The sequence below is a fragment of the Curtobacterium luteum genome, assembly GCF_001475545.1.
In the GTDB taxonomy this organism is placed as follows: Bacteria; Actinomycetota; Actinomycetes; order Actinomycetales; family Microbacteriaceae; genus Curtobacterium; species Curtobacterium luteum_A.
This window is the reverse complement of the sequence record NZ_LDQC01000001.1, coordinates 13,661-35,992: the sequence shown is the minus strand read 5'-3', so window position 1 is coordinate 35,992 and position 22,332 is coordinate 13,661. Positions and strand designations below refer to the sequence as shown.

Genomic DNA, 22,332 nt, shown 5'->3' with positions numbered 1-22,332 from the left:
GCCCGCCACGCCGCCGCCGCCCGTGGTCGACCCGCCGCGAGTGGGCCACCTGGCCGGTCGTCGTCGCCCGCCTCGTCCTCGTCGTGGTCGCCGCGACCCTGTTCGCCGTCGCGGCCCCCGTCACCGCGGTCGTCTACGACGTGCCCGTGCCGCTCGCGCTCCTCGTCACCGCGGTGCTGTCGGTGTCCCTCGGCCTCGCCCCGGTGCTCCCCCGCACCGCCTCGGTCGCGCACCTCGTCGCGGTCGCGGCCCTCGGCGTGGTGACGATCGGCAGCGGCGTCGCGCCGTGGCCGCTGCCCGTCACCGCCATCATCGGCCTCGGGGCGCTCGTGGTCGTGCTCGGTGTCCGCACCGACTGGCGGCTCACCGCGACGGTCTGGACGGCCGCGACGGTCCTCACGCTCGCCCTCGTCGCGGCGGCTCCGTCCCGCTGGGAGCCCGCCGACGTCTGGGCGTCCACGTTCGTGGTGTCCGCCGGGTCGACCCTGCTGCTCGCCGGGGCCGCCGTCGCGATCGGCCAGCGGCGAGCCGTGCGCGTCGAGCTCGACGAGGCGCGGCGGGACGTCGAGCTCGAACAGGAGCGGCGTCGCACGATCGAGGAGCGAGCCCGCATCGCCCGCGAGCTCCACGACGTCGTCGCGCACAGCATGTCCGTCGTGCACATGCAGGCCGAGTCGGCCCCGTACCGCGTCCAGGACCTCCCGCCGGAGGCGCGTGCCGAGTTCGCGGCCATCGCCGGCACCTCACGCACCGCGCTCCGCGAGATGCGGCAGCTGCTCGGGACCCTCCGTGGCGGAGCCGACGCCGAGCGCGCGCCGCAGCCGCAGCTGACGGACCTCCCCGACCTGGTCGAGCGCACCCGCGCCGCCGGCATCCCGGTCACGCTGCACCTCGAGGACCGCGACGGTGACACGGATCGGCTCGCGCAGCTCACGGTCTACCGGGTCGTGCAGGAGGCGCTCGGCAACGTGGCCCGGCACGCGCCCGGCGCGACCACCGTCGTGACGGTCGGGAGGCACGGTGCGGCCCTCCGGGTCGAGGTCACCAACTCCGCGCCACCCGTCGGCACCGTCGTCGCGCCGCCACCCGACGACGGCGGCTTCGGGCTCGCCGGCATGCGGGAGCGGGTCGCGGCACTGGGGGGCAGGACCGAGCACGGCGCCGGACCGGACGGCGGGTTCCGCGTCACGGTGAGCCTGCCGACCGCCGACTCGTCGACGGCGGCGGCGGCGACGGCGGTCCCCCCGTCGCGGACGCGAGGCGACGAGGAGCGGCCGTGACGCGGGTGGTGGTGGTCGACGACCAACAGATGTTCCGCATGGGACTGCGGGCGATCCTCCAGGCCCAGGACGACCTCGAGGTGGTGGGCGAGGCGGCGGACGGCGCCGAGGCGGTCGCGCTCGTGCTGCGTGAGCAGCCCGACGTGGTGCTCATGGACGTACGGATGCCGCACCTGGACGGGATCGAGGCGACCCGACGGATCACCGCCGCGCCCACGGAACGACCCGTCCGGATCGTCATGCTCACCACGTTCGACGTCGACGACTACGTGTTCGATGCCCTCCGCGCCGGGGCGAGCGGGTTCCTGCTCAAGGACGCCTCAGCCGAGGAGCTCGTCGCCGCAGTCCGCACCGTCGCGAGCGGCGAGGCCCTGCTCGCACCGCGGGTCACCCGCCACCTCGTCGAGGCGTTCGTCGCCGCCCCCGCTCCGGCCGTCCCACGGACGGAGGTGCTCGACGTGCTGACCGATCGCGAGCGCGACGTCTTCCTGCTCGTCGCGAAGGGGCGGTCGAACGGCGAGATCGCGTCCGAGCTGTTCATCGCCGAGCAGACCGTGAAGACGCACGTCGGACGGATCCTCGCGAAGCTGCAGCTCCGCGACCGGGTGCACGTCGTGGTGCTCGCGCACGAGAGCGGGCTCGTCGGGTGATGGTCGCCCGGATCTGCGTGCGGGCCGCACCCGCGGTCAGCCTGTCTGCACGACCGGGCGGCCGTTCTCGACGGTGAGCTCCGTCGCGGCGATCATCCACGTGTGCCCGTCGTCCGGGTTGCCCTGGAAGAACAGGAACTCGCGGCCGTCCTCGTCACGGAGGTAGCCCGGATGGCCCGACTCCGAGTGGTTCCAACTGCCCGCCGGGCCGGCGGGCACGAGCGGCTCGTCGGATCCTCGCGTCCACGTCCTGCCGTCCGGGCTCGTCGCCCAGCCGATCTGCTGCGGCGCGTTGTTGTAGGCGCCCGCGTAGAACATCGTGAACAGCTCACCGTCCCACCGGAGCGCCGGGGCCTCGATGCAGTCCTGCTCCCACGGCAGCTCGGGTGCGAGCGCCGGCCCCTCCACCGAGAGCTGCTCCCAGTCCGCCGGGCCGTAGGCACTGCCGACACGCGCCCGCGAGGTCCCGAGCAGCTGCGTCGTCATCGTCGGGTCCCGCGTCACCCACGCCAGGAGCAGCCAGTCCCCCGCGACCACGAGGTCCGCGTCGATCGCCCGGCCGCACGTCCAGTCGCCCGAGGGTCGGAACACGGGGTTCTCCGGATTCGGCGTGAACGTCAGGCCGTCGTCGCTGACCGCGTGGCAGATCGAGTCCTCGCGACCCCGGCCGTAGGTCTGGAAGAAGAGGTGCACCCGGCCGTCGATGACCACCGCACCGGGGGCCGCCGCACCGCTGCGGTCGTACTCGCCGAACGGCGGCAGGACGGCGACCGTGCGCCAGGACACGAGGTCGTCGCTCTCCGCGATCCCCACCGACCACCCCTCGGGCTCGTCGTCGCTCGGGGACGGGAGCGAGCAGTAGAGGAGGTACCGACCGCCGAAGCGGATCACGGACGGGTCCTTGGCGTACGGGCGCCCCCGGCGTGAGGTGTCACCCCAGGGCTCGCCGAGGAGTCGGACGGAAGCGTCGTCGCTCATCGGTCCATCGTGCACCCGCGGCCGCGCCTGAGGCTCTTCACAGTCGGGGCCGCAATGCGCTGAGCCGTGCTTATCGTGGCTGTGGAGGGGGTGCCATGGCCGGGGAACTGCGGCTCGACGAGAGCGGGCTCAGCGGGCTCGTGCGCGAACTCCAGGCGCACGGAGCGGCGAGTGACGGGCACGCCGCGGATGCGGACGCTGCACTCGCCGCTGCCTCAGGTGCGCTGACGACAGCCACGATCGCCGGCGCCGTCCAGCGTCTGGCCGACCGGTTCCGTGGGAACGCCGACGACGTCGGGACGCGGATGACGAGCCTCGGCTCGTCGCTCACGACCGCGGCGCACGCCCTGCTCACCGCTGACAGCGGTCTCGCCGGCGCGGCCGACCGGCTCGAACGATGACTCTCCTCGCCAGGGCGGCGGATCGGCTCGCGCGGTGAGCGTCCTCGCCGGCGCGCTGAGCGCGTCCGACGTGGTCGACGTCACCGACGACGCCGACGCCCTCCGCGCCGCTGCCCGCCGCTTCGCGACAGCGACCGACGGCGTGCTCACCAGCGCGACCAGCGGCTCGGCCGCGTGGGCGGGGCTGCCCACCGTGTTCACCTCGGAGGCGCTCCAGCCGGCGCTCACGCCGCTGATGGACCCAGCCGTGCAGAAGGCACGTCGGATCCAGGCCGCCGGCGAGGACTTCGAGCGGGTCGCCCTGCGCGCGGCCACCAGCATCGAGGCGCTGCAGCACCGCCACGACGCACTCGTCGCCCAGATCGAGCAGTTCCACGCGTCCGCCCCGGGTCGAGTCGCTGCCGAAGCCGCCACGCAGGCTGCGTCGGGAGACCTGCTCGGCGCCGTCGGGACCGTCGTCGACCACTGGCAGCAGGTCCCGGCGCTCGTCACCGAAGAACTCGGCCTCCGGATGCAGGTCCGGTCGTACAACGACGACGTCTCCTCGACGATGCAGTCGATCGCCGCGCAGTTCGACGCCATCACCCCCTCCGCGGTCGACGCGCACCCCGTGCACACCGCCGCGGACATCTCCGGCAGCGGCTCCGGATCGGGCTCGGCGCACGGCAACTGGTTCGAGGACGCGTGGAACACCACGAAGGCCGCCATCGGCCTCGGCGGCGCCGTGCTCGGAGCCGAGGCCGAGGTCGTCTGGCCGCACGTCCAGGACGCCGCCGCGGTCGCCGGCAACATCTTTGCCTCGCTCGGCAACGCGATGGTGGAGCACCCGGACGAGACGCTCGAGCTCCTCGGCGGGCTCGCGATGATGGCCGGTGGTAGTGCCATGGAGGTCGGCGGCGGAGCGCTCGACCTCACCGGCGTCGGAGCCATCGGTGGCGTCCCGCTGAACATCGCTGGCGCTGGCGTCATCGCCGCGGGCGCCGGCATGGCCGCCACCGGCGCGACCCAACTCGGTGTCCACGCGATGACCGACGACCGCGAGGCGCCGTACCGCACCGACCACGCGTCGGAGGCGGACAAGGCTCGACGCGCGAAGGAGCCGAACGAGGACCACCCCGGCCGCAGCAACGACGGCACGTACCGGTCCCAGAACAACGACGAAGCCCGCGTCGACGCCGCGCAGAAGGAGGCCGAGGGCATCAAGCAGGTCGAGAAGCAGCTCGGCACGAAGATCGACACCACCAAGGTGAAGGCAAAGGTGGACGGTGTCCCGAACGGGCGGGTGTACGACGGTCTCGCGGAGAAGCCCGACGGCACGTACGTCGGTGTCGAGATCAAGAGCGGCACCGCGACCCGCAACGCCGAACAGCGCGCGTTCGACAACGCCGTCAGCCCGGAGAACCCCGCCACCGCGACCCTGAACGGCAAGACCATCAAGATCGCCGAGGTGATCGAGCGGAAAGTACCCTGAGACCGATGTTCGTCATGACCACCAACTCCGCCTCCAGCATGCGGCTGACCGACGCCTTCCGGCCGTACCGCGAGCAGATCCGCTTCAACCTCGGGCAGCTCGACAACGACGAGGACTGGGCCTACCAGCTCTGGTACGTGCCCGACTCGGCAGGTTGGCCGGACGACCCCGGCTACTCGGACGAGGACTGGAACAGCCGGTACATCCAGGCCGGCGGCAGCGCCGAGCGGATGAGCGTCGAGATCCAACGCGTCGAGGACGGCGAGCTCCGCCACTACGTCGTCGGCCGCCAGCACGACGTCGACGAACCGCTCACCGAGACGGTCAACGTCGCCGGCACCGACCACCCCGTGCACCCGGCCGAGGTGTTCGACGCGGACGAAGCCACCAACGTCTTCCTCCACTACTTCCAGGACAGCGGCACCGTGCCCGACGGGTACGTCCTGCGACACCTCGACCTGTCGTAGACCAGATCCTGGTCGGAGAAGGACACATTCCCTCGGCTGCCGTTCTCTTGCACCTATTCCGCACTGCGGTCAACCGTCCGGAACCGCAGGCGAGCCCTCCGCGTCTCTGCGTCTCTGCGTCTCTGCGTCTCTGCGTCTCTGCGTCTCTGCGCCGGACCGTCCCGGCTCCCGAGTGTGGACCGTGCCGCGGGCGCGTGACACTGGCCGGAGCGTGGCGCGCACGCGAGACTCACTTGTCGAGGAAGGACCCGAGGTACACCCAGGTGCCCACGTCGCAGCTGCTGCCGACGTCAACCCATCGCGCGGCCTCCGCCGGAGCGGTCAGCCGCACCTCTCGTGACACCGGCCCCTTGCCCGACCAGTCGTGCCGTTCCGGGTGGTCGGACACCGCCGACTCCACGAAGCCAGCACGCTCCGCGTCCCGCAGCAGCGCGCTGACGTCCGGAACGCATGCCACCGCCCACGACTCAGATGCTTTGATCAACGACCTGGCTCCCGACGCCTCGAGCTGCGCGTCCGTCGGCAGTCTGACGCTGAACCTCTTCTCGATCGACGTCCGCCCGAGTCGACTGCACTCGCCATTCAGCGGCTCGCAGATGCTGCCGTCCTCGGTCTCTTGCGGCCCCAACGCTCGATGCACCGCAGTGCCGGCGCTGAGCACGACTGCGGTGACTACGCCGCCGAGCAGCAGCACGAGCGCGGCGAGCATGCCCACCAACCGGAGCGCGCTCGGCGCCTGTTCATCCCGCTCCCCCATCCGTCCACGGTAACCGGGTGCGCAGCCGACGAGGCGATCGCTAGGCGGAACTGTTGGTGCGCGTCATGTGCGCCAAGAGCGCAGGGAGCGCCGCGAGTACTGCGCCAGTCACTCACAGGAGCGGCGATGCCGAGAGGCCGCCATCGGGCGCTGTGCTCAGTCCAGCGCGCAGGTAGAGGACGGCGTCGACGGCGAGGACCGCCGGGACCACAAGGAGCGTCGTGGTTCCCAGCCAAGCGGACTTGCGTCGGCCTGTTCCGAGGACCGCACAGAGCGCGAGAGCCGCACCAGTCAGGGCCATGATCACCACCAGCACCATCACGCCCGGAATCCCCGTCAGCAGGACGGCGACGGCACCGCCGTGCGTGAGGGGAGCCGCGACGGCGCCGACTCCGGCTGCCAGCAGCACGTGCAGCCAGGGTCTTGTCCCGGCCCGTCCGCTGTTCACGGTGTCCCCTTGAGTCACGGCCCGATCCTCGCACAACCACGCGGTGCCCGACCGTGGAGGAAGTCTCGATAGCCGATCGTCCATCGAAGACCCGTGCCCCCTGAGTGTCTCGGACCAAGCCGACTTCGAGAGCCTGGCTGCAGACGTGGTCGGATGGCTTCGTGCAGACAGTGATCGTGACCGGGATGCCCGGTGCGGGCAAGTCCACCGTGACTCGGCTTCTCGCGGCGAGGATGCCGCGCGCCGCGCGTGTTGCAGCCGACGACATGAATGCGATGATCCTGGCCGGTGCCGTGTGGCCACTCGGTCAACCCGCGGAGGAAGCCGCTCGCCAGGTCGAGCTCAGCTACCGGAATCTGGCCGCGCTGGCCGAGAACTTCACCGACGCTGGCTTCGTCACCGTCATCGACTGCGTCATCCCCGATGGTGCGCATCTTGACCGGCTACTCAGTCATCTCTCGTCAGTCTCCCCGTCCCTGGTTGTTCTTGCTCCGGGCGCAGAGGCCTGCAAGCAGCGCGACGCCGGGAGAGAAGCGAGCGAGCGGTTCACCTTCGACGAGTACGACGAGCTCGACGAGGCGATGCGTCGCGACTTCGGAGACCGCGGATGGTGGCTCGACACCAGCGAGCTCAGCGCAGACAGGACGGCAGCACTCATCGCCGCCGGACTCAACCTCGAACCCGCTGCACCTCGCCAAGGAACCGGCCATCGAGACGGATCTTCGCCCTTGGCTTCCACGTCAGACAGGAGCCCCGTGTTCATGAACACCGTCAACAGCGCCAGCAACTCGAAGCTCTCGGACGAGTTCCGCTCCTACCGCGACCAGATCCGCCGCATGCTCGGTCTACTCGACGGCAGGAGCGAAGGGCGCTTCGCCTACCAGCTTTGGTTCGTGCCCGACTCGGCCGGTTGGCCGGACGCGCCCGGCTACTCGGACCTCGACTGGAACAGCCGGTACATCCAGGCCGGCGGCAGCGCCGAGCGGATGAGCGTCGAGATCCAACGCGTCGAGGACGGCGAACTGCGCCACTACGTCGTCGGCCGCCAGCACGACGTCGACGAACCCCCCACCGAGACGGTCAACGTCGCCGGCACCGACCACCCGGTGCACCCGGCCGAAGTCTTCGACGCCGACGAAGCCACCGACGTCTTCTTCCACTACTTCCAGGACAGCGGCACCGTGCCGGACGGGTACATCCTGCGACACCTCGACCTGTCGTAGACACCGCGGATGACAAGAGCCTCGGCGCCCTGCGAGAGGGAGCCGAGGCTCTTGATCGTGGCGGTACCGGTGGGATTTGAACCCACGGTGGAGTTGCCCCCACACATGTTTTCGAGACATGCTCCTTAGGCCGCTCGGACACGGTACCGGGAGCGAGTTTACACGACTCGGGAGGCTCGTCCGACCAGCGCAGGTCGACTCCCCTCCACAGGCGGCTGGTCGGGTGCGCTCATCCACCGTCCAGCCCACACACCGAGAAGGGTCGAGCGGCCCCGCGTACCGTCCTCCGCATGAAGTCACGCACGATCATCGCCCTGCTCTCGTCGATCCTCGGCGGACTGACGGTCGTCGGTGCCGGCCTGTTCGGCGCCCGGGCGGGCATCCGCGGGCAACGAGCGGCGTCGCAGCGCGTGGTCGACATGCTCCCGGTCAACGCGCAGTGGTGGCGCGAGCACCTGCAGCACGACGGCCAGCTGACCTACTTGGCAATCGGAGACTCCGCCGCACAGGGGGTCGGCGCGACCGTCCCGAACCGTGGGTACGTCGGGCTGCTCGCGCGCCGCATCCGGCACCGGTCCCGGATGACCGTGCGCGTGGTGAACCTCAGCGTGTCGGGTGCGACGACGTGGGGCGCGAAGCAGGAGCAGCTGCCGAAGCTCCGTGGGTACTCGCCGGACATCTGCACGGTGTCGATCGGCGCGAACGACATCGCCGACTTCGACCCGGACAAGTTCGAGCGGAACATCCGGGAGATCTACGGTGCGGTGCCGTCGCACGCGATCGTGGCCGAGCTGCCGTGCATGTTCGTGCCGGACCGGGAGCGCAAGGTCGCCGTCGCCAACGAGATCGTCCACCGCGTCGCCGAGGAGCTCGGGCTGACGGTGGCGCCCCTCCACGTGATCACGAAGCGTGTCGGGCTGCGGCGGACGTTCTTCAACAGCTACGGCGACCTCTTCCACCCGAACGACCGCGGCTACGAGATCTGGGCGAGCGCGTTCGAGCCGGCGGTCGACGCCCGGGTCGACACGGTGGCGGCGATCCGGCAGTACCTGTCCGCGCGCGAGGCCGAGGACCTCGGGTCGGGAGCGGGTGCGGTCGCAGCGGCGCGCGCGGAGCAGGACACCGATGACGCGGGTGCGCTCGACCATGCAGACCGCCCGGGCCGAGTCGACCGACTCCGGCGACGGGTGACGGGTTCGGTGCCACTGCCCGAGCACGCCGAGCGTCGCACGGGTGATGTCGGCGGCTCCGCCTAGCCTGACCGTCATGGCACGCCCGCAGTCCCTCTACCGTTGCGCCGAGTGCGGCTGGACCAGCATCAAGTGGGTCGGCCGTTGCGGCGAGTGCCAGTCGTGGGGAACCGTCGAGGACACCTCCGCCACGTCGGCGAGCACCAGGGGCACCGCGGCCGTCGCGGTGGCGGGGGCACGGGTCGCCCGTCCGATCACCGCGGCCCGCGGCACGGCGGTGCAGCGCTGGCAGACCGGTATCGGCGAGTTCGACCGGGTCCTCGGCGGGGGCGTCGTCCCCGGGGCCGCGGTCCTGTTGTCCGGCGAACCGGGCGTCGGCAAGTCGACCCTGCTGCTCGAGGTCGCTTCGCGAGCCGCCGCGACGGGCAAGCGCGTCCTGTACGTCAGCGCTGAGGAGTCGGTCGACCAGGTCCGGCTCCGCGCCGAGCGCACCGGTGCGATGCACGACGACCTGTACCTCGCGAGCGAGGTCGACCTCGGCGTCATCCTCGGCCAGATCGACCAGGTGCAGCCCGACCTCCTCATCGCCGACTCCGTCCAGACCATCTCGTCGAGCACGATCGACGGCATCGCCGGCGGGACGTCGCAGGTGCGCGAGGTCGCCTCGACGCTGATCAGGGTCGCCAAGGAGCGCGCACTGCCGGTACTCATCGTCGGCCACGTCACGAAGGACGGCACGATCGCCGGGCCGCGACTGCTCGAGCACCTCGTCGACGTCGTGTGCCACTTCGAGGGCGATCGCCAGACCGCGCTCCGGTTCGTCCGTGCGCTGAAGAACCGTTTCGGGCCGACGGACGAGGTCGGCTGCTTCGACATGGGCGGCGACGGCATCCACGAGGTACCGGACCCGAGCGGACTCTTCATGTCCCGCAACGGCGCGCCGGTCTCCGGGACGTGCGTGACGGTCGCGCTCGAGGGCCGTCGTGCCCTGCCGGTCGAAGTGCAGGCGCTCGTCGTCCCGAGCTCCGCACCCCAGCCGCGTCGGGTCGTGAACGGTGTCGACGCCTCCCGCGTCGCGATGCTGCTCGCGGTGCTCGAACGCCGCGCGGGGCTGAAGCTGTCCGATGCCGACGTCTACGTCTCGACCGTCGGCGGGATGAAGCTCACCGAACCGGGCGCCGACCTCGCGATCGCGCTGGCCCTGGCGAGTGCGGCGCGGGACCGTCCCTACCCGCACACGTTGGCGGCGATCGGTGAGATCAGCCTCGCCGGCGAGATCCGCCCGGCGACCGGCGCGAAGCAACGCACGGGCGAGGCGACGCGGCTGGGCTTCACCACCGTGCTCGGGTCGAGTGCCGAGCACCTGCGCGAAGCGCTGCGGGTGGCGTTCTCGATGACGAAGTCGGCGCGCGAACGCGAACTCGACCGCGCCTTCTGACCGGCGCCCGCCTCGGGACGGAACCGCCGCGCCCACAGCGAGCCGCGCCTCCAGGTCGGGTGATCAGGCGCGCAACGCGGCCAGCAGGTCCTCCGGGGTCGACTGCATGGTGTTGGGACCGGCGATGTCGAAGAACACGCCCTCGAGCGAGTCGAGGTGCTCGGCGAGGAACGCCTCGAGCCGTGGCCCGTCGTAGACCATGACCTGGCGGATCTTCTCGTTCGGCACCATCGCGGTGTAGGCGTCGGCGGACGAGAAGAGCAGCAGGATGCGCTTGTCCGAGCCCTCGCGACCGAACACACGCACCTGCATGTCCTTCTTGCCGGTTACGAGCCGGGGGACGATCACGATGTCGTTCCGGAGCGCGAACGCCACCGCAGCGACGTCCTGCTTCGCGAGGGCCTCCTCGAGCTGTTCACTCCGGAAGCGCTGTTCCTTGTCTGCCATCGCCCCTAGTCCACCAGATTCATGGGTCCGATTGCGACCTCGGCTCTTCCGTTGTCGCCTGTTGCCTGTAAGTTGGTCACAACCGCTTCGGCGGGAGTCCATCGTTCTTCCGGTGCTCAGCGCACCTCGAGCGCCATCGGTCACTGGCCTTCCCAGGTCGCCTGGCCCCGAACCCGTTCCGCCGGCCCATGCCCGCGGGGCGCATCGATCCGACGACGTCCGTCGGCGGATCAGCGGCAGAAATTGTCGCCCCGCAAGAAAGTAAGGAAACGCCATCATGGCAACTGGGACCGTCAAGTGGTTCAACAACGAAAAGGGCTTCGGCTTCATCGCGCCGGACGACGGCAGCGCTGACGTCTTCGCCCACTTCTCCGCGATCTCGGGCAACGGCTACAAGTCGCTCGAAGAGAACCAGAAGGTGGAGTTCGAGATCACCGAGGGCCGCAAGGGCCCGCAGGCCGAGAACATCTCGGTCATCGGCTGATCACCGAAACACCCTGAACGGGCTCGTCGTCTCCGGACGGCGGGCCCGTTCTGCTTCCTGACCGCCCCTCACCCCCGCCGAACCACGGGCACGACAACGAACCCGATCGGGACACGGTTCGATGTCGTGACCGTGGTTCGGAGCAGCGGCGGGTTGCAGAGACGGGGTCACTGCAGGATGAACTGCACCGACTTCGCTGACTCGATGTTCCCCACCGCGACCGACAGGTGGTAGCTCGCTCCTCCTGCGGTGACCGACGGCCGCGAGGCATCGCACGTCGACGCCGACGACCGGGTGCGGTCCCATGCGATCGACGGCGTGGTCAACTTCTGCCCCGCTTTGATGGTGACGTCCTGGTCCGTGCCGTTCGTCTGGCAGTCCTTCGAGGACCAGTACTGCTCCTCGCCCGAGCTGATGGTGAGCACCTGCTGCGACGACCCGAGGTCCATGTGGCACGAGTTCGAGCCGGTGTTCGTGATCGACATCGCGATCTTCGGGTCTTCCGTGGAAGCGTACGAGGTCTTGTCGACGACGGGCGTCAGCTCGATCTGGTCCTTCGTGCACGTGGCACCGTCAGCAGCAACGGACGCGGACGGTGACCGTGACGGGCGCGGAGCAGCAGATGACGCGGACGACGAAGACGGCGACGACCCGGCGGCAGGAGCACCGGAGGACGCCGACGGCGCGGCCGCGGGCGTGGCGCCGTTCCCGCGCCCCACGACGATGAGCACGACGACGATCACGACGACGAGGACCGCTCCGAGCGCGATGGCTCGACGGCGCCAGTACACGCTGGGGCGCTCGGGTCCGACGGGGTGACGGAACGACGACATGCGCACAGGGTAGGGCGGGTCCCGCGGCACGCCGGGTTGCCGCGCGACGCGTCAGAGGATCTTCAGCATGCGTGTGTTGCCGAGCGTGTTCGGCTTCACCCGGGCGAGGTCGAGGAACTCGGCGACGCCCTCGTCAGAGGACCGCACGAGCTCGGCGTAGACGTCCGGCGACACCACGCTCTCGCCGATCTCGAGGTACCCGTGCTTGGCGAAGAAGTCGACCTCGAAGGTGAGGCAGAAGATGCGGGCGACGCCGAGCTCGCGGGCGTCGTGCTCCAGCGCCTCGAGCATGCGGTGCCCCACGCGCTTGTGGATCCAGTCGGCGTCGAGGGCGAGGGTGCGCACTTCGGCGATGTCGTCCCAGAACACGGCGAGCGCACCGCAGCCGATCGGGACGCCGTCGGGCCCCTCGGCGATGCGGAACTGCTGGATGGAGCCGTACAGCGCGACGTTCTCCTTGCCGAGCAGGATGCGGCGGTCGACGTACGGCGCGATGAGGCGCTGGATGTGCGGGACGTCGGAGGCGACGGCCGGTCGCACGAGGATCCCGTGCTCGTCGCGTTCGTGGAATGCGTGCCGGCCGTGTTCGCTCATCGACCTCACGATAGCGCGAGCCCCCGAGCGCGAGCGGCCGACCACGAGCGCGCGCCCGACCACGAGCGAGCGCCCGACCACGAGCGAGCGGCCGACCACAAGCGCGCGCCCGACCACAAGCGAGCGCCCGACCACAAGCGAGCGGCCGACCGCGAGCGCGCGGCCGGGGGACGCGGACCCGGACGCGCACCCAGACCGCCCGGCCTACCGTCGCACGGGCAATCGAGACCGCACACGACGAAGGAGCACCATGCCCCAGATCATCGAGACCGTCGACGTGGACGTCCCCGTCCGCCAGGCCTACGACCAGTGGACCCGCTTCGAGGAGTTCCCGGAGTTCCTCGACGAGGTCAAGAAGATCGTCCAGGTCGACGACACCACCACCGACTGGACCGTCGAGGTCGCCGGTCAGGAGCGCGACTTCCGCGCCGTCATCACCGAGCAGCACCCCGACGAGCGCGTCGCGTGGACCGTCAAGGACGGCGACACCGACCACGCCGGCGCGGTGACGTTCCACAAGCTGTCCGACACCACGACCCGCGTGACGGCGCAGATCGACTGGCAGCCCTCCGGCCTCCTCGAGAAGCTCGGCTCGGCGGTCGGTGTCGGTGGTCACGCCGTGAAGAAGGACCTGCAGAACTTCAGGGAGCGCGTCGAGGCGGCCCCGACGGAGTCCGGCTGGCGCGGCGACGTCCCGGCCTGATCCAGGAACAGGACCGACGGGCGCAACGGGACCGGCGGGCCGTCACCGGCCCGGTGGGTCGCGACGCGACCACGATCCGGACGGGAGGCACGGTGCCAGCTGGCACCGTGCCTCCCGTCCGTCGTGCGGTCACCTCGGCATCCCCCCACGAAATGCCGACCTGACAGGACCGGCCGGACGTGCCAGGGTAGAACGAGCGGTCGATCCCTTGGACACCGTTTTACCATGTCTGAGACAAGCGCGGGAGGGCAAGCCGTGATCGAGTACACGGACGACGACGCACACCGACGCGAGTTGTCGCGGAAGCTGCAGCTCCTGATGGACGTCGTCGAGGCGAACTCGGGGCAGCGACCGTCGTACAAGGAGATCGCCGCGGAGATCGAGGCCCACGGCGCGTCGATGAGCCGTCCGCGCTGGGGGTACATGCTCGGTGGCAACGGGCCGGCCGTGCGCGACCGACAGCTGCTCGAGGCCCTCGCGCAGTTCTTCGGCGTCCCGGCGGCCTACCTCACCGACGCCGCGGGCAGCACCGACGTCCCCGCACGGGTGCAGGCGCAGCTCGAACTCGTCCTGGAGCTCCGGAAGCGCGAGGTCCTCGCGTTCGCGACCCGGCGGCTCGGGGAGTTCGCCTCGGCCGACGAGATCCGCGAGTTCACCGAGCACCTGCGGGCGCTCGACGGCCCGGGGAGCGCGTCGTGAGTGCCGGCACCGACCGCGCTGCGGCCCTGCGGCGGCAGGCGGACGCACGTCGTCAGGTGCAGCGCCTCGGCCTCCCCCGTCGCCTGACCCTGCCGGAACTCGTCGCACGCGCGGAGGCGACGCTCGGCAAGCCGATCGAGGTGCGCACCTCGGATCTCCCCGGCGACCTCTCGGCACGGCTCATCCAGCGTCGGGACGTCGCGCTCCTCGAGACCCGGTCCGGGTTGTCCGAGCGGTCACGCACGGCGTCGGTGCTCCACGAACTCGCCCACGTGTTCCTCGCCGACCACGGTTGCGACCACGAGGCGTACACGGGGCTGCTCACGGGACGGACCGCGTTCACCCGGTCGCTCGACACCCCGCACGAGCAGACCGTCGAACTCGTGGCGGACGAGCTCGCGCGGCACATCGGCCTGCTCGACCCCGAGCGACCTGCACCCGGGATCTTCCGGTGACCCTGCACGTCTGGGGCTCGCTGCCGGTGTGGGGCATCCTCGTGGTGCTCCTCGTCCGGCTCTGGCTCGTCCGGACGCAGTCGTCGAGCGTGACGTGGTTGACGGTGTGCTGCGCGTTCGTCGCCATGGGTCTCTCGATCAACCAGCCCGACGTGCTCGATGTGCTGGCGCGGGCGACCGGCGTACCGAACATCGCCGACGTCATCGGGCGCTGCCTCATGGTCTGCGGGATGTTCGCCCTCGCACAGTCGGTCGAGGCCGCCGCCCACACCGCGCGGCTGCTGCGTCCGGGCCGGATCGTCGCGTGCGTCGCGGTGCTCGTCACGCTCGTCGTGCTGTTCTCACGAATCGACGCGCCCCGTCCGACGGCGCAGTTCATGGTCGTGTACGGCGACCAGCTCCCGACCGCGCTCTACTCGGCGGTGGAGATGTCGTTCATCGCGATCGTGATCGCGCGGTCGGCCGCGGCCGTGCTCGGTGCGTTCCGCCGCGGCGAGCAGATGGGCCGGATGTACCGGTTGTTCGTCGTCGGTGCGGCCGCGATGGTGCTCCTCGCGGCGATCGCCGTCGCGATGGATGCCGCGCACGTGCTCGGCGCCGACGCGGTCGTCAGCGCACTCTCGATCGCCTACGCACCGGTGTTCCTGACCTCGATGGTGCTGCTGGCCCTCGGCGCCGCTGGCGGGGTGCTGCCCGACGCCGTGCGTGAGTTCCGCGAGTGGCGTGCTGCCCGCCGCCGTTTCCGGACGCTCGAGCCCGAGCTGCACCGACTCGAGTCGGCCTCCGGCAACCGGGGCCTCTACTTCACCATCGTGTGGCCGCGCCGACAGTGGCGCAGCCGCCTGCACCGCCTGGCCGTCGAGATCGAGGACCGCGCCCGCGAGGCCGGTCTCTCCACGCCCGCCGCCACCGAACCCGACCCGTCAGGAGCGAGATGACCGCAGCGACACGCACCACCGCGATCGGGACGGCGATCGGCGCCGCGGGGACGTTCGGTCTCGGCGCCGTCGTGGCCCGCCGGCTGCTCTTCCCCACGCCGTACACCGCGACCGCGACGGTCCAGGCGCCGTCGGCGGCGAACGAGATCGCGTTCGCCGCGACCCGCGACACCCGGCTCCCCGGCACCTACCGGATCACCCGGGGCAGCACGTCGGTCCGGGTCGGCCAGGTCCTCGGCGGGAGCGACGGCGACACCGTCCGTCGACAGCTCGTCGACGGGCCCGCACCGGCCGCCGGTGCCTGGACGTGGGACGCGCTCATGCACGACGTCGTCGCCGAGGTCCTCCCCGGCCCGGCCACCGGACCCGACGCACCCGTCGCCACGACCCACGTGGTCCACGTGCACGGGCAGTCGCTCGGCCCGCGCCAGGTCCTCCGCGGCATGCCGGTCTGGGCCGGCCTCGACGCGTCGTCGGAGATCCTCGACACGACCGATCTGCCGCTCCGCTCCCTCGACCCCGGCGCGGCCGACCGCATCGTCGACCGGGTCCGCTCCGCGCGCGCTCACGGCGCCGAGCGCGTCGTCCTGCAGGGGTGGTCGGCCGGTGCGCTCGCGTGCTCGATCGCCGCGTCCCGCACGCCCGTCGACGGCCTCGTCGGCGTCGCGCCCCTGCTCGACGTCCGGTCTGCCCTGCGCGGCGCCGTGAGCGCCTTCCGGCTGCCCCGCTTCGTCGGGAGCGTGGCCGCGCGCATCGCTACGACACCGGTGCTCTCCCGGCTCGCGGGCGCCGCCGAGCCGGTGCGGACGGCGACCTGGCAGGCATCCGGTACGCCGACACTGCTGCTCCGCTCCACCGCGGACCCGTTCGTGGCGGCGACCGACGTGTCCGCCGCTGCCCAGCGGGGCGCGACGGTCGTCAGCTTCGCCACCGCGCCGCACACGCTCGAGTGGAACGAGGACCCCGAGCGCTTCGACGGCGCCGTCCGGACGTTCGCAGCGACGCTGCACGACGCCTGACCCGCCCGCTCGCGCAGGGGTCGGCGACCCCGCACAGAGCAACGGCCCCGGTCCTGGAGGACCGGGGCCGTCGGCGACTCGACACGTTGGGGGGAACAGTCGAGCCGCTCACATCCGAGGAGCTGGGGGGAACGCCTCGGGTGTGGGACCACCGTACCGCGACATGGCAGCGGATGTGGTGCACCATCCGCCCAACGTGACGGGATACGGACTGGTCCGGACCGATGACGGACTGGAGGCGCGGTGCCAGCTGGCACCGCGCCTCCAGTCCGATGCTGATCGCGTCCTAGGACTCGATCTCGCCAGCCGTCTCGGCAGCGCCGGTGAGGACCTCCTCGCGACCCGGCTGACGCCCGGTCTCGAACTGGAACGCACCATCGTGGAAGTCGACCTTCACGTGGTCCCCGGCGTTGAGCTCACCCTGCAGGATGTGCTCGGACAGCTGGTCCTCGACCTCGTGCTGCATCGCGCGACGGAGGGGGCGAGCACCCAGGGCCGGGTCGAACCCGACCTTGATGAGCTGCTCCTTGGCGGCGAGCGTGAGCTCCACCGTCATGTCGCGGTCGAGCAGGCGGTCCGCCAGACGCTTCACGAACAGGTCCACGATCTGCAGCAGCTCGGACTGCGAGAGCTGCGGGAACACGATCGTGTCGTCGACGCGGTTGAGGAACTCGGGCTTGAAGTGCTTCTTGAGCTCCTCGTTCACCTTCGAGCGCATGCGGTCGTAGCCGACACCCGAGTCGCCCTCGATCTGGAAGCCCACCGGACCACCAGCGATGCCCTGCGAACCGAGGTTCGTGGTCATGATGATGACGGTGTTCTTGAAGTCGACGACGCGGCCCTGACCGTCGGTCAGACGGCCTTCCTCGAGCACCTGCAGCAGCGAGTTGAAGATGTCCGGGTGGGCCTTCTCGATCTCGTCGAAGAGGACCACGGAGAACGGCTTGCGACGCACCTTCTCGGTGAGCTGGCCGCCCTCCTCGAAGCCGACGAACCCGGGAGGGGCACCGAAGAGTCGCGAGACCGTGTGCTTCTCACCGAACTCCGACATGTCGAGGGAGATCAGCGCGCCCTCGTCGTCGAAGAGGAACTCGGCGAGCGCCTTGGCGAGCTCGGTCTTCCCGACGCCCGTGGGGCCGGCGAAGATGAACGAGCCCGAGGGACGGTTCGGGTCCTTCAGACCGGCACGGGTGCGGCGGATGGTCTTCGAGAGGGCCGAGATGGCCTCTTCCTGACCGATGACGCGCTCGTGCAGGGCCTTCTCCATGAAGACGAGCCGCGAGGTCTCCTCTTCCGTGAGCTTGAACACCGGGATGCCCGTGGCCTGCGCCAGGACCTCCGCGATGATGCCCTCGTCGACGGTGCCGGACGCGGCGACGTCACCCGCACGCCACTGCTTCTCGAGGCGGAGACGCTCGCCGAGGAGCTTCTTCTCCTCGTCGCGCAGGCTCGCGGCCTTCTCGAAGTCCTGCTCCTCGATGGCGGCTTCCTTCGACCCGCGGACCGTCGAGATCTTCTCGTCGAACTCGCGGAGCTCCGGCGGCGCCGACAGGATCGACAGGCGGAGGCGTGCGCCGGCCTCGTCGATCAGGTCGATGGCCTTGTCCGGCAGGAAGCGGTCCTGCACGTAGCGGTCCGCGAGGTTCGCCGCGGCGACGATCGCGCCGTCGGTGATGGACACCTTGTGGAACGCCTCGTACTTGTCGCGGAGGCCCTTGAGGATGTTGATCGCGTGCGGCAGCGACGGCTCGTTGACCTGCACCGGCTGGAAGCGACGCTCGAGTGCGGCGTCCTTCTCGAAGTGCTTGCGGTACTCGTCGAGCGTGGTGGCACCGATGGTCTGGAGCTCACCACGGGCGAGGAGCGGCTTGAGGATCGACGCGGCGTCGATCGCGCCCTCGGCAGCACCGGCACCGACGAGCGTGTGGATCTCGTCGATGAAGACGATGATGTCGCCGCGGGTGCGGATCTCCTTCGTGACCTTCTTGAGGCGCTCCTCGAAGTCACCGCGGTAGCGGGACCCGGCGATGAGCGACCCGAGGTCGAGCGAGTAGAGCTGCTTGTCCTTCAGCGTCTCCGGGACGTCGCCCTTGACGATCGCCTGGGCGAGGCCCTCGACGACCGCGGTCTTGCCGACGCCCGGCTCACCGATCAGGACGGGGTTGTTCTTGGAGCGACGGGAGAGGATCTGCATGACCCGCTCCATCTCCTTCTCGCGCCCGATGACCGGGTCGAGCTTGGCGTCGCGGGCGGCCTGGGTGAGGTTCCGACCGAACTGGTCGAGGACCTGCGACCCCTGCTGCGCGTTCTGCTGGGTCTCGCCGCCGACGGCGACCGCTTCCTTGCCCTGGTACCCGGACAGGAGCTGGATGACCTGCTGGCGGACGCGGTTGAGGTCAGCGCCGAGCTTGACGAGCACCTGGGCGGCGACGCCCTCGCCCTCGCGGATGAGGCCGAGGAGGATGTGCTCGGTGCCGATGTAGTTGTGGCCGAGCTGCAGCGCCTCGCGCAGGGACAGCTCGAGCACCTTCTTGGCGCGCGGCGTGAACGGGATGTGCCCGGTCGGCTGCTGCTGCCCCTGCCCGATGATGTCCTGGACCTGCTCGCGGACGGCATCGAGCGAGATGCCGAGCGACTCCAGCGCCTTGGCGGCGACGCCCTCGCCCTCGTGGATGAGGCCGAGGAGGATGTGCTCGGTGCCGATGTAGTTGTGGTTGAGCATCTTCGCTTCTTCTTGAGCGAGGACGACAACACGACGGGCTCGGTCGGTGAATCTCTCGAACATGTGCTCTCCCTTGCCGGACCGGTACTGGCCCGGTGACGTACATCGAGACTAACCAGCGGACCCCGACTGGTCTGCCCCTGTTCGCCGTGGGCGTGACCCCACGTCCGTCCGGCGCACAGCGGGTCGCGCACCGCGCCCGGCGCGACCGCGGGACGGCCTGGAGGGACGGCGCGGCCCCGCCCCGCGCCTCCCGTCCGGTGGTGGGTCACGCCGCGACCCGCAGGGTGCTGTCCGGCGCGAGTCGGTACCATCCGGGCATGGAGCAGCCCGTCGTCGGCCTCGTCGTCCACCCGACCAAGAACGTGCAGGAGTCCGTCGAGACCCTGCGCCGCTGGAACGCCTCCGGCCGCGGCGAACTCGTCGCCCGACGGGCGGACGCGCAGCGCCTCGGCGGGACGATCGACGTCGTCGACGAGGACGAGTTCACCGACCGGGTCGACATGGTCGTGGCGCTCGGCGGCGACGGCACCATGCTCGGGGCGATGCGCCTCGTCGCTCGACGGCCCGTCCCCGTGCTCGGCGTGAACTACGGCAACGTGGGCTTCCTCGTCGAGATCGAGCCGCCCGAGCTCGAAGCAGCGCTCGAACGGCTCTCCGCCGGTGAGTACCAACTCGAACCGCACCACGCCCTCGAGGCGAAGCTGTCGTGGAGCGGTGCGCGGACGGAGTACCTCGCGTTCAACGACCTCACGGTGGTGCGTCGGCCCGGTGCCGGCCAGGTCTCCGCGGACCTCAGCGTCGGCGGGCTCGGCTACGGCTACTACCGCGCCGACGCGATCGTGGCGTCCACGCCGGCCGGGTCGACCGCCTACAACTACGCCGCGGGCGGCCCGGTGCTCTCCCCCGCGCTCTCGGGTTCGGTCGTCACGCCGGTCGCCCCGATGGCCGGCATCGACCGCTCGGTGGTCCTCGCCGCGCGGGAACGGTACCGGCTCGACATCGCCGAGGGCACCCGGAGCGCGGCGCTCGAGGTCGACGGGCTCGTGGTCGGCGAGGTCGCGACGGGCGCCCAGATCGACATCCGCCTCCGGAAGGACGCATCGAGCGTGGTCCGGCTCGACGCCGCACGGCACGGCCGCACCGGGCGGGTGAAGCTCAGCCTGCTCGACCTGCCGGTGCGTCCCGACCAGCTCATCGAGCTCATCCCGCAGGACCTGCGGCAGCGGCTCTCGCACGACCTCGAGCAGTAGCCCAGGACGACGGTAGGCCCGCCCCGGCATCGCCGGGACGGGCCTTTCCCATCACCCCACCGGACCGCCTTCCCACGGGTCGGCCCGGTTCCCCGAGCCGGGGCAGGGCCCCGGCCGAAGTTCCTCGCTGACCTCAGTCGGTCAGGTACAGCTGCATGTCCTGCGAGACCGCCTTGGCGAACAGGCGCAGCTTGGCGCGCGACTCCACCCGGCTGACGGCCTGGCGGGTCGTGTGGACGATCTTCGAGATCTCGTCGAGCGTCATCGGCTTGTCGTCGTCGAGGCCGTAGCGCATGCGGATCACGTTCGCCTCGTCGCTCGGCAGCTCGGCCACGATCGACCGGATGTCCCGGTGGAGGAGCGTGGTCTCCGTGAGCTCGTTCGGGCTGGCGGCGTCCTCGTCCTCGATGAAGTCACCGAGCTCGCTGTCGTCCGAGTCGCCGACGACGGTGTGGATCGACACCGGCTCGTGCGAACGGCCCTTGAGGTCGAGGAGCTCCTCGACGCTCATGCTCAGCTCCGCCGCGACCTCGTCGGGCATCGGCGCACGACCGAGGTCGACGGTGAGGTCGCGCTCGGTGCGGCTGATCTTGTTGATGAGCTCGACCGTGTGGACCGGGATGCGGATGGTGCGGGCCTTGTCCGCGAGACCGCGCGAGATGGCCTGACGGATCCACCAGGTGGCGTAGGTGGAGAACTTGTAGCCCTGGGTGAAGTCGAACTTCTCGACCGCGCGGACGAGGCCGAGGTTGCCCTCCTGGATGACGTCCATGAAGGGCAGGCCACGCTGCGAGTAGCGCTTCGCGATGCTGACGACGAGGCGGAGGTTCGACGTGATCATGCGCTCCTTGGCGCGCTCGCCGTCGCGGACGAGCCAGCGCAGCTCGCGCTGGAGGTTCTTGCCGAGCCCGGGCTCGGTGTGCAGCTTCTCCTCGGCGAACAGGCCGACCTCGATGCGGCGGGCGATCTGCGCCTCTTCCTCGGCGGTGAGGAGCGACAGGCGGCCAATGTGGCGGAGGTAGTCGCCGACCTGGTCGACGGAGGCGCCGCGGACGCCGGCGAGCTGCTCGTCGGCCTCGACCTCGGTGCCGAGGGTGGTCGACTCGACGGTCGCGTCCGCGGTCTTCGATGCCGCGGCCTTCTTGGTCGCGCTGCGACGCGTGGTGGTGGCGTTCGTGGTCGGTGCTGCCGTTGCGATCGTCATGGTGACGCTCTCCCTGCGTTCGACGGTGATGGGCCTCAGGTGGGGGTGTTGATGAGTAAAGCGGTTGCGAGGTGTACCCCACAAATCGATCGGATCGATTCCCAGGCTTCTCCGTGCTTCACCCACTGAACCGTCCCCCACGGGGTACAGCATGTGGTCAGTCTGGTCCGACTCCAGGCCCGAGGACAAGGGCATGACGCGATGTTTCCGGCGTTGCAGTGGTGTTTCTTCCGCGTTTCCGAGCCTGTACCCCGAGTGACTGCGCCCCCTGGACACGAAAAAGGGGTACGGCGATCCGGATCGGTGTGATCTGGTCGGCGTACCCCGAATACCGAACGGGTGGGGGTCACCAGGAGGGTTCGAGCCATCCGTCACGGCGCTTCGAGACCTCGAGGTCGGCGTCGCGGTCGAACTCGTCGTACTCGCTCTCGATGTCACCGACGAGGCTGCGACCGGCGGGGAACTGCTGCATGGGCATGCGGACGATGTTCACCCTACGGAACGACCGGCGCGCGACGTGCCGGTGAACGTCGGGTGACGGGGCCCGGGCGGTCAGACGTCGACGTCGTCCTCGTCGCCGTCGACCCAGGGCGCGTCCCGTGCGGGGTCGCCGAGCACCGGGTGGCCGAAGGCGTCATCCGGGTCGAGGTCGGCGGGGTCCGGCGGGACGGTCGTCAT

General features: G+C 70.5%; 25 protein-coding genes and 1 tRNA gene. 15 read left to right on the top strand and 11 right to left on the bottom strand.

Features of this window, described 5'->3' with window-relative positions; genetic code table 11:
* A partial coding sequence (locus NS184_RS00200; protein ID WP_058724134.1) for a sensor histidine kinase occupies positions 1-1,280 on the top strand: 1,280 nt, incomplete at its 5' end.
* Positions 1,277-1,930: a response regulator gene (locus NS184_RS00195; RefSeq protein WP_058724133.1), complete on the top strand. Its 654-nt coding sequence runs from the start codon at positions 1,277-1,279 to the stop codon at positions 1,928-1,930. The genes NS184_RS00200 and NS184_RS00195, both read left to right, overlap by 4 nt.
* A gap of 36 nt (positions 1,931-1,966) precedes the next feature.
* Here the strand turns inward: NS184_RS00195 and NS184_RS00190 are convergent, their stop codons facing one another.
* Positions 1,967-2,908 carry a family 43 glycosylhydrolase gene (locus tag NS184_RS00190; protein ID WP_058724132.1) on the bottom strand — a complete coding sequence of 314 codons (942 nt, stop codon included), beginning with the start codon at positions 2,906-2,908 and terminating at the stop codon, positions 1,967-1,969.
* A 95-nt stretch (positions 2,909-3,003) separates the two neighbouring features.
* On the opposite strand from NS184_RS00190, the gene NS184_RS00185 reads away from it, so the two are divergent.
* From NS184_RS00185 to NS184_RS00175, 3 genes are read left to right on the top strand one after another with little or no spacing between them, the layout of a single operon-like run.
* Positions 3,004-3,309, top strand: coding sequence for a hypothetical protein (locus tag NS184_RS00185; protein WP_058724131.1), 306 nt, complete (start codon positions 3,004-3,006; stop codon positions 3,307-3,309).
* Between the two features lie 34 nt (positions 3,310-3,343).
* Positions 3,344-4,780, top strand: a complete 1,437-nt coding sequence (locus NS184_RS00180) for a hypothetical protein (protein ID WP_058724130.1) — start codon at positions 3,344-3,346, stop codon at positions 4,778-4,780.
* 5 nt (positions 4,781-4,785) lie between these two features.
* Positions 4,786-5,247 (top strand): hypothetical protein, encoded by a 462-nt coding sequence (locus NS184_RS00175; protein ID WP_058724129.1) that lies wholly within the window; start codon positions 4,786-4,788, stop codon positions 5,245-5,247.
* 229 nt (positions 5,248-5,476) lie between these two features.
* Here NS184_RS00175 and NS184_RS00170 read toward each other — a convergent pair whose 3' ends face one another.
* Both NS184_RS00170 and NS184_RS00165 read right to left on the bottom strand, forming a co-directional pair.
* The gene (locus NS184_RS00170; protein WP_152997973.1) at positions 5,477-5,956 is read right to left on the bottom strand and encodes a hypothetical protein; all 480 of its coding nucleotides are present in this window, start codon (positions 5,954-5,956) and stop codon (positions 5,477-5,479) included.
* 160 nt (positions 5,957-6,116) lie between these two features.
* A complete protein-coding gene (locus NS184_RS00165) occupies positions 6,117-6,413 on the bottom strand; it encodes a hypothetical protein (protein WP_058724127.1) in 297 nt (98 codons plus the stop codon).
* A gap of 200 nt (positions 6,414-6,613) precedes the next feature.
* Between NS184_RS00165 and NS184_RS17240 the strand changes: the two genes are divergently transcribed.
* Positions 6,614-7,675 carry an AAA family ATPase gene (locus tag NS184_RS17240; protein ID WP_206556236.1) on the top strand — a complete coding sequence of 354 codons (1,062 nt, stop codon included), beginning with the start codon at positions 6,614-6,616 and terminating at the stop codon, positions 7,673-7,675.
* Positions 7,676-7,733: 58 nt separating this feature from the next.
* Here the strand turns inward: NS184_RS17240 and NS184_RS00155 are convergent.
* Positions 7,734-7,823 (bottom strand) — tRNA-Ser (locus tag NS184_RS00155).
* Positions 7,824-7,965: 142 nt separating this feature from the next.
* Between NS184_RS00155 and NS184_RS17235 the strand changes: the two genes are divergently transcribed.
* Both NS184_RS17235 and radA read left to right on the top strand, forming a co-directional pair.
* A complete protein-coding gene (locus NS184_RS17235) occupies positions 7,966-8,931 on the top strand; it encodes an SGNH/GDSL hydrolase family protein (RefSeq protein WP_083513318.1) in 966 nt (321 codons plus the stop codon).
* A 10-nt stretch (positions 8,932-8,941) separates the two neighbouring features.
* The gene (gene radA / locus NS184_RS00145) at positions 8,942-10,303 is read left to right on the top strand and encodes a DNA repair protein RadA (protein WP_083513317.1); all 1,362 of its coding nucleotides are present in this window, start codon (positions 8,942-8,944) and stop codon (positions 10,301-10,303) included.
* A gap of 63 nt (positions 10,304-10,366) precedes the next feature.
* Here the strand turns inward: radA and NS184_RS00140 are convergent, their stop codons facing one another.
* A complete protein-coding gene (locus NS184_RS00140; RefSeq protein WP_058724124.1) occupies positions 10,367-10,750 on the bottom strand; it encodes an SseB family protein in 384 nt (127 codons plus the stop codon).
* 277 nt (positions 10,751-11,027) lie between these two features.
* Here NS184_RS00140 and cspE point away from each other — a divergent pair, with 277 nt between their 5' ends.
* The gene (gene cspE / locus NS184_RS00135; RefSeq protein WP_058724123.1) at positions 11,028-11,234 is read left to right on the top strand and encodes a transcription antiterminator/RNA stability regulator CspE; all 207 of its coding nucleotides are present in this window, start codon (positions 11,028-11,030) and stop codon (positions 11,232-11,234) included.
* A 167-nt stretch (positions 11,235-11,401) separates the two neighbouring features.
* On the opposite strand, the gene NS184_RS17615 is transcribed toward cspE, so the two are convergent.
* Positions 11,402-12,067: a hypothetical protein gene (locus NS184_RS17615; RefSeq protein ID WP_152997972.1), complete on the bottom strand. Its 666-nt coding sequence runs from the start codon at positions 12,065-12,067 to the stop codon at positions 11,402-11,404.
* A 51-nt stretch (positions 12,068-12,118) separates the two neighbouring features.
* Positions 12,119-12,661: an amino-acid N-acetyltransferase gene (locus NS184_RS00120; RefSeq protein ID WP_058724137.1), complete on the bottom strand. Its 543-nt coding sequence runs from the start codon at positions 12,659-12,661 to the stop codon at positions 12,119-12,121.
* Between the two features lie 250 nt (positions 12,662-12,911).
* Here NS184_RS00120 and NS184_RS00115 point away from each other — a divergent pair, with 250 nt between their 5' ends.
* From NS184_RS00115 to NS184_RS00095, 5 genes are all read left to right on the top strand, one after another.
* Positions 12,912-13,364: an SRPBCC family protein gene (locus NS184_RS00115; RefSeq protein WP_058724120.1), complete on the top strand. Its 453-nt coding sequence runs from the start codon at positions 12,912-12,914 to the stop codon at positions 13,362-13,364.
* Between the two features lie 225 nt (positions 13,365-13,589).
* Complete coding sequence (locus tag NS184_RS00110; RefSeq protein WP_152997971.1) at positions 13,590-14,063, top strand: hypothetical protein; 474 nt, start codon at positions 13,590-13,592, stop codon at positions 14,061-14,063.
* On the top strand, positions 14,060-14,518 hold the full coding sequence (locus NS184_RS00105; RefSeq protein WP_058724118.1) for a hypothetical protein: 459 nt from the start codon (positions 14,060-14,062) through the stop codon (positions 14,516-14,518). The genes NS184_RS00110 and NS184_RS00105 overlap by 4 nt, the downstream gene beginning before the upstream one ends.
* Complete coding sequence (locus tag NS184_RS00100; RefSeq protein WP_058724117.1) at positions 14,515-15,456, top strand: hypothetical protein; 942 nt, start codon at positions 14,515-14,517, stop codon at positions 15,454-15,456. Before NS184_RS00105 ends, NS184_RS00100 begins: the two co-directional genes overlap by 4 nt.
* Positions 15,453-16,475: an alpha/beta fold hydrolase gene (locus tag NS184_RS00095; protein WP_058724116.1), complete on the top strand. Its 1,023-nt coding sequence runs from the start codon at positions 15,453-15,455 to the stop codon at positions 16,473-16,475. Before NS184_RS00100 ends, NS184_RS00095 begins: the two co-directional genes overlap by 4 nt.
* A gap of 286 nt (positions 16,476-16,761) precedes the next feature.
* Here the strand turns inward: NS184_RS00095 and NS184_RS00090 are convergent, their stop codons facing one another.
* Positions 16,762-19,260 (bottom strand): ATP-dependent Clp protease ATP-binding subunit, encoded by a 2,499-nt coding sequence (locus NS184_RS00090; RefSeq protein ID WP_058724115.1) that lies wholly within the window; start codon positions 19,258-19,260, stop codon positions 16,762-16,764.
* 257 nt (positions 19,261-19,517) lie between these two features.
* Here NS184_RS00090 and NS184_RS00085 point away from each other — a divergent pair, with 257 nt between their 5' ends.
* Positions 19,518-20,450 carry an NAD(+)/NADH kinase gene (locus NS184_RS00085; protein WP_058724114.1) on the top strand — a complete coding sequence of 311 codons (933 nt, stop codon included), beginning with the start codon at positions 19,518-19,520 and terminating at the stop codon, positions 20,448-20,450.
* Between the two features lie 133 nt (positions 20,451-20,583).
* Here the strand turns inward: NS184_RS00085 and NS184_RS00080 are convergent, their stop codons facing one another.
* From NS184_RS00080 to NS184_RS18830, 3 genes are all read right to left on the bottom strand, one after another.
* Positions 20,584-21,654: a sigma-70 family RNA polymerase sigma factor gene (locus tag NS184_RS00080; RefSeq protein ID WP_058724113.1), complete on the bottom strand. Its 1,071-nt coding sequence runs from the start codon at positions 21,652-21,654 to the stop codon at positions 20,584-20,586.
* A 346-nt stretch (positions 21,655-22,000) separates the two neighbouring features.
* Complete coding sequence (locus NS184_RS18835; protein WP_275935013.1) at positions 22,001-22,132, bottom strand: hypothetical protein; 132 nt, start codon at positions 22,130-22,132, stop codon at positions 22,001-22,003.
* Positions 22,133-22,206: 74 nt separating this feature from the next.
* Entirely contained in the window at positions 22,207-22,332 is a 126-nt protein-coding gene (locus tag NS184_RS18830; protein ID WP_275935012.1) for a hypothetical protein, read from the bottom strand.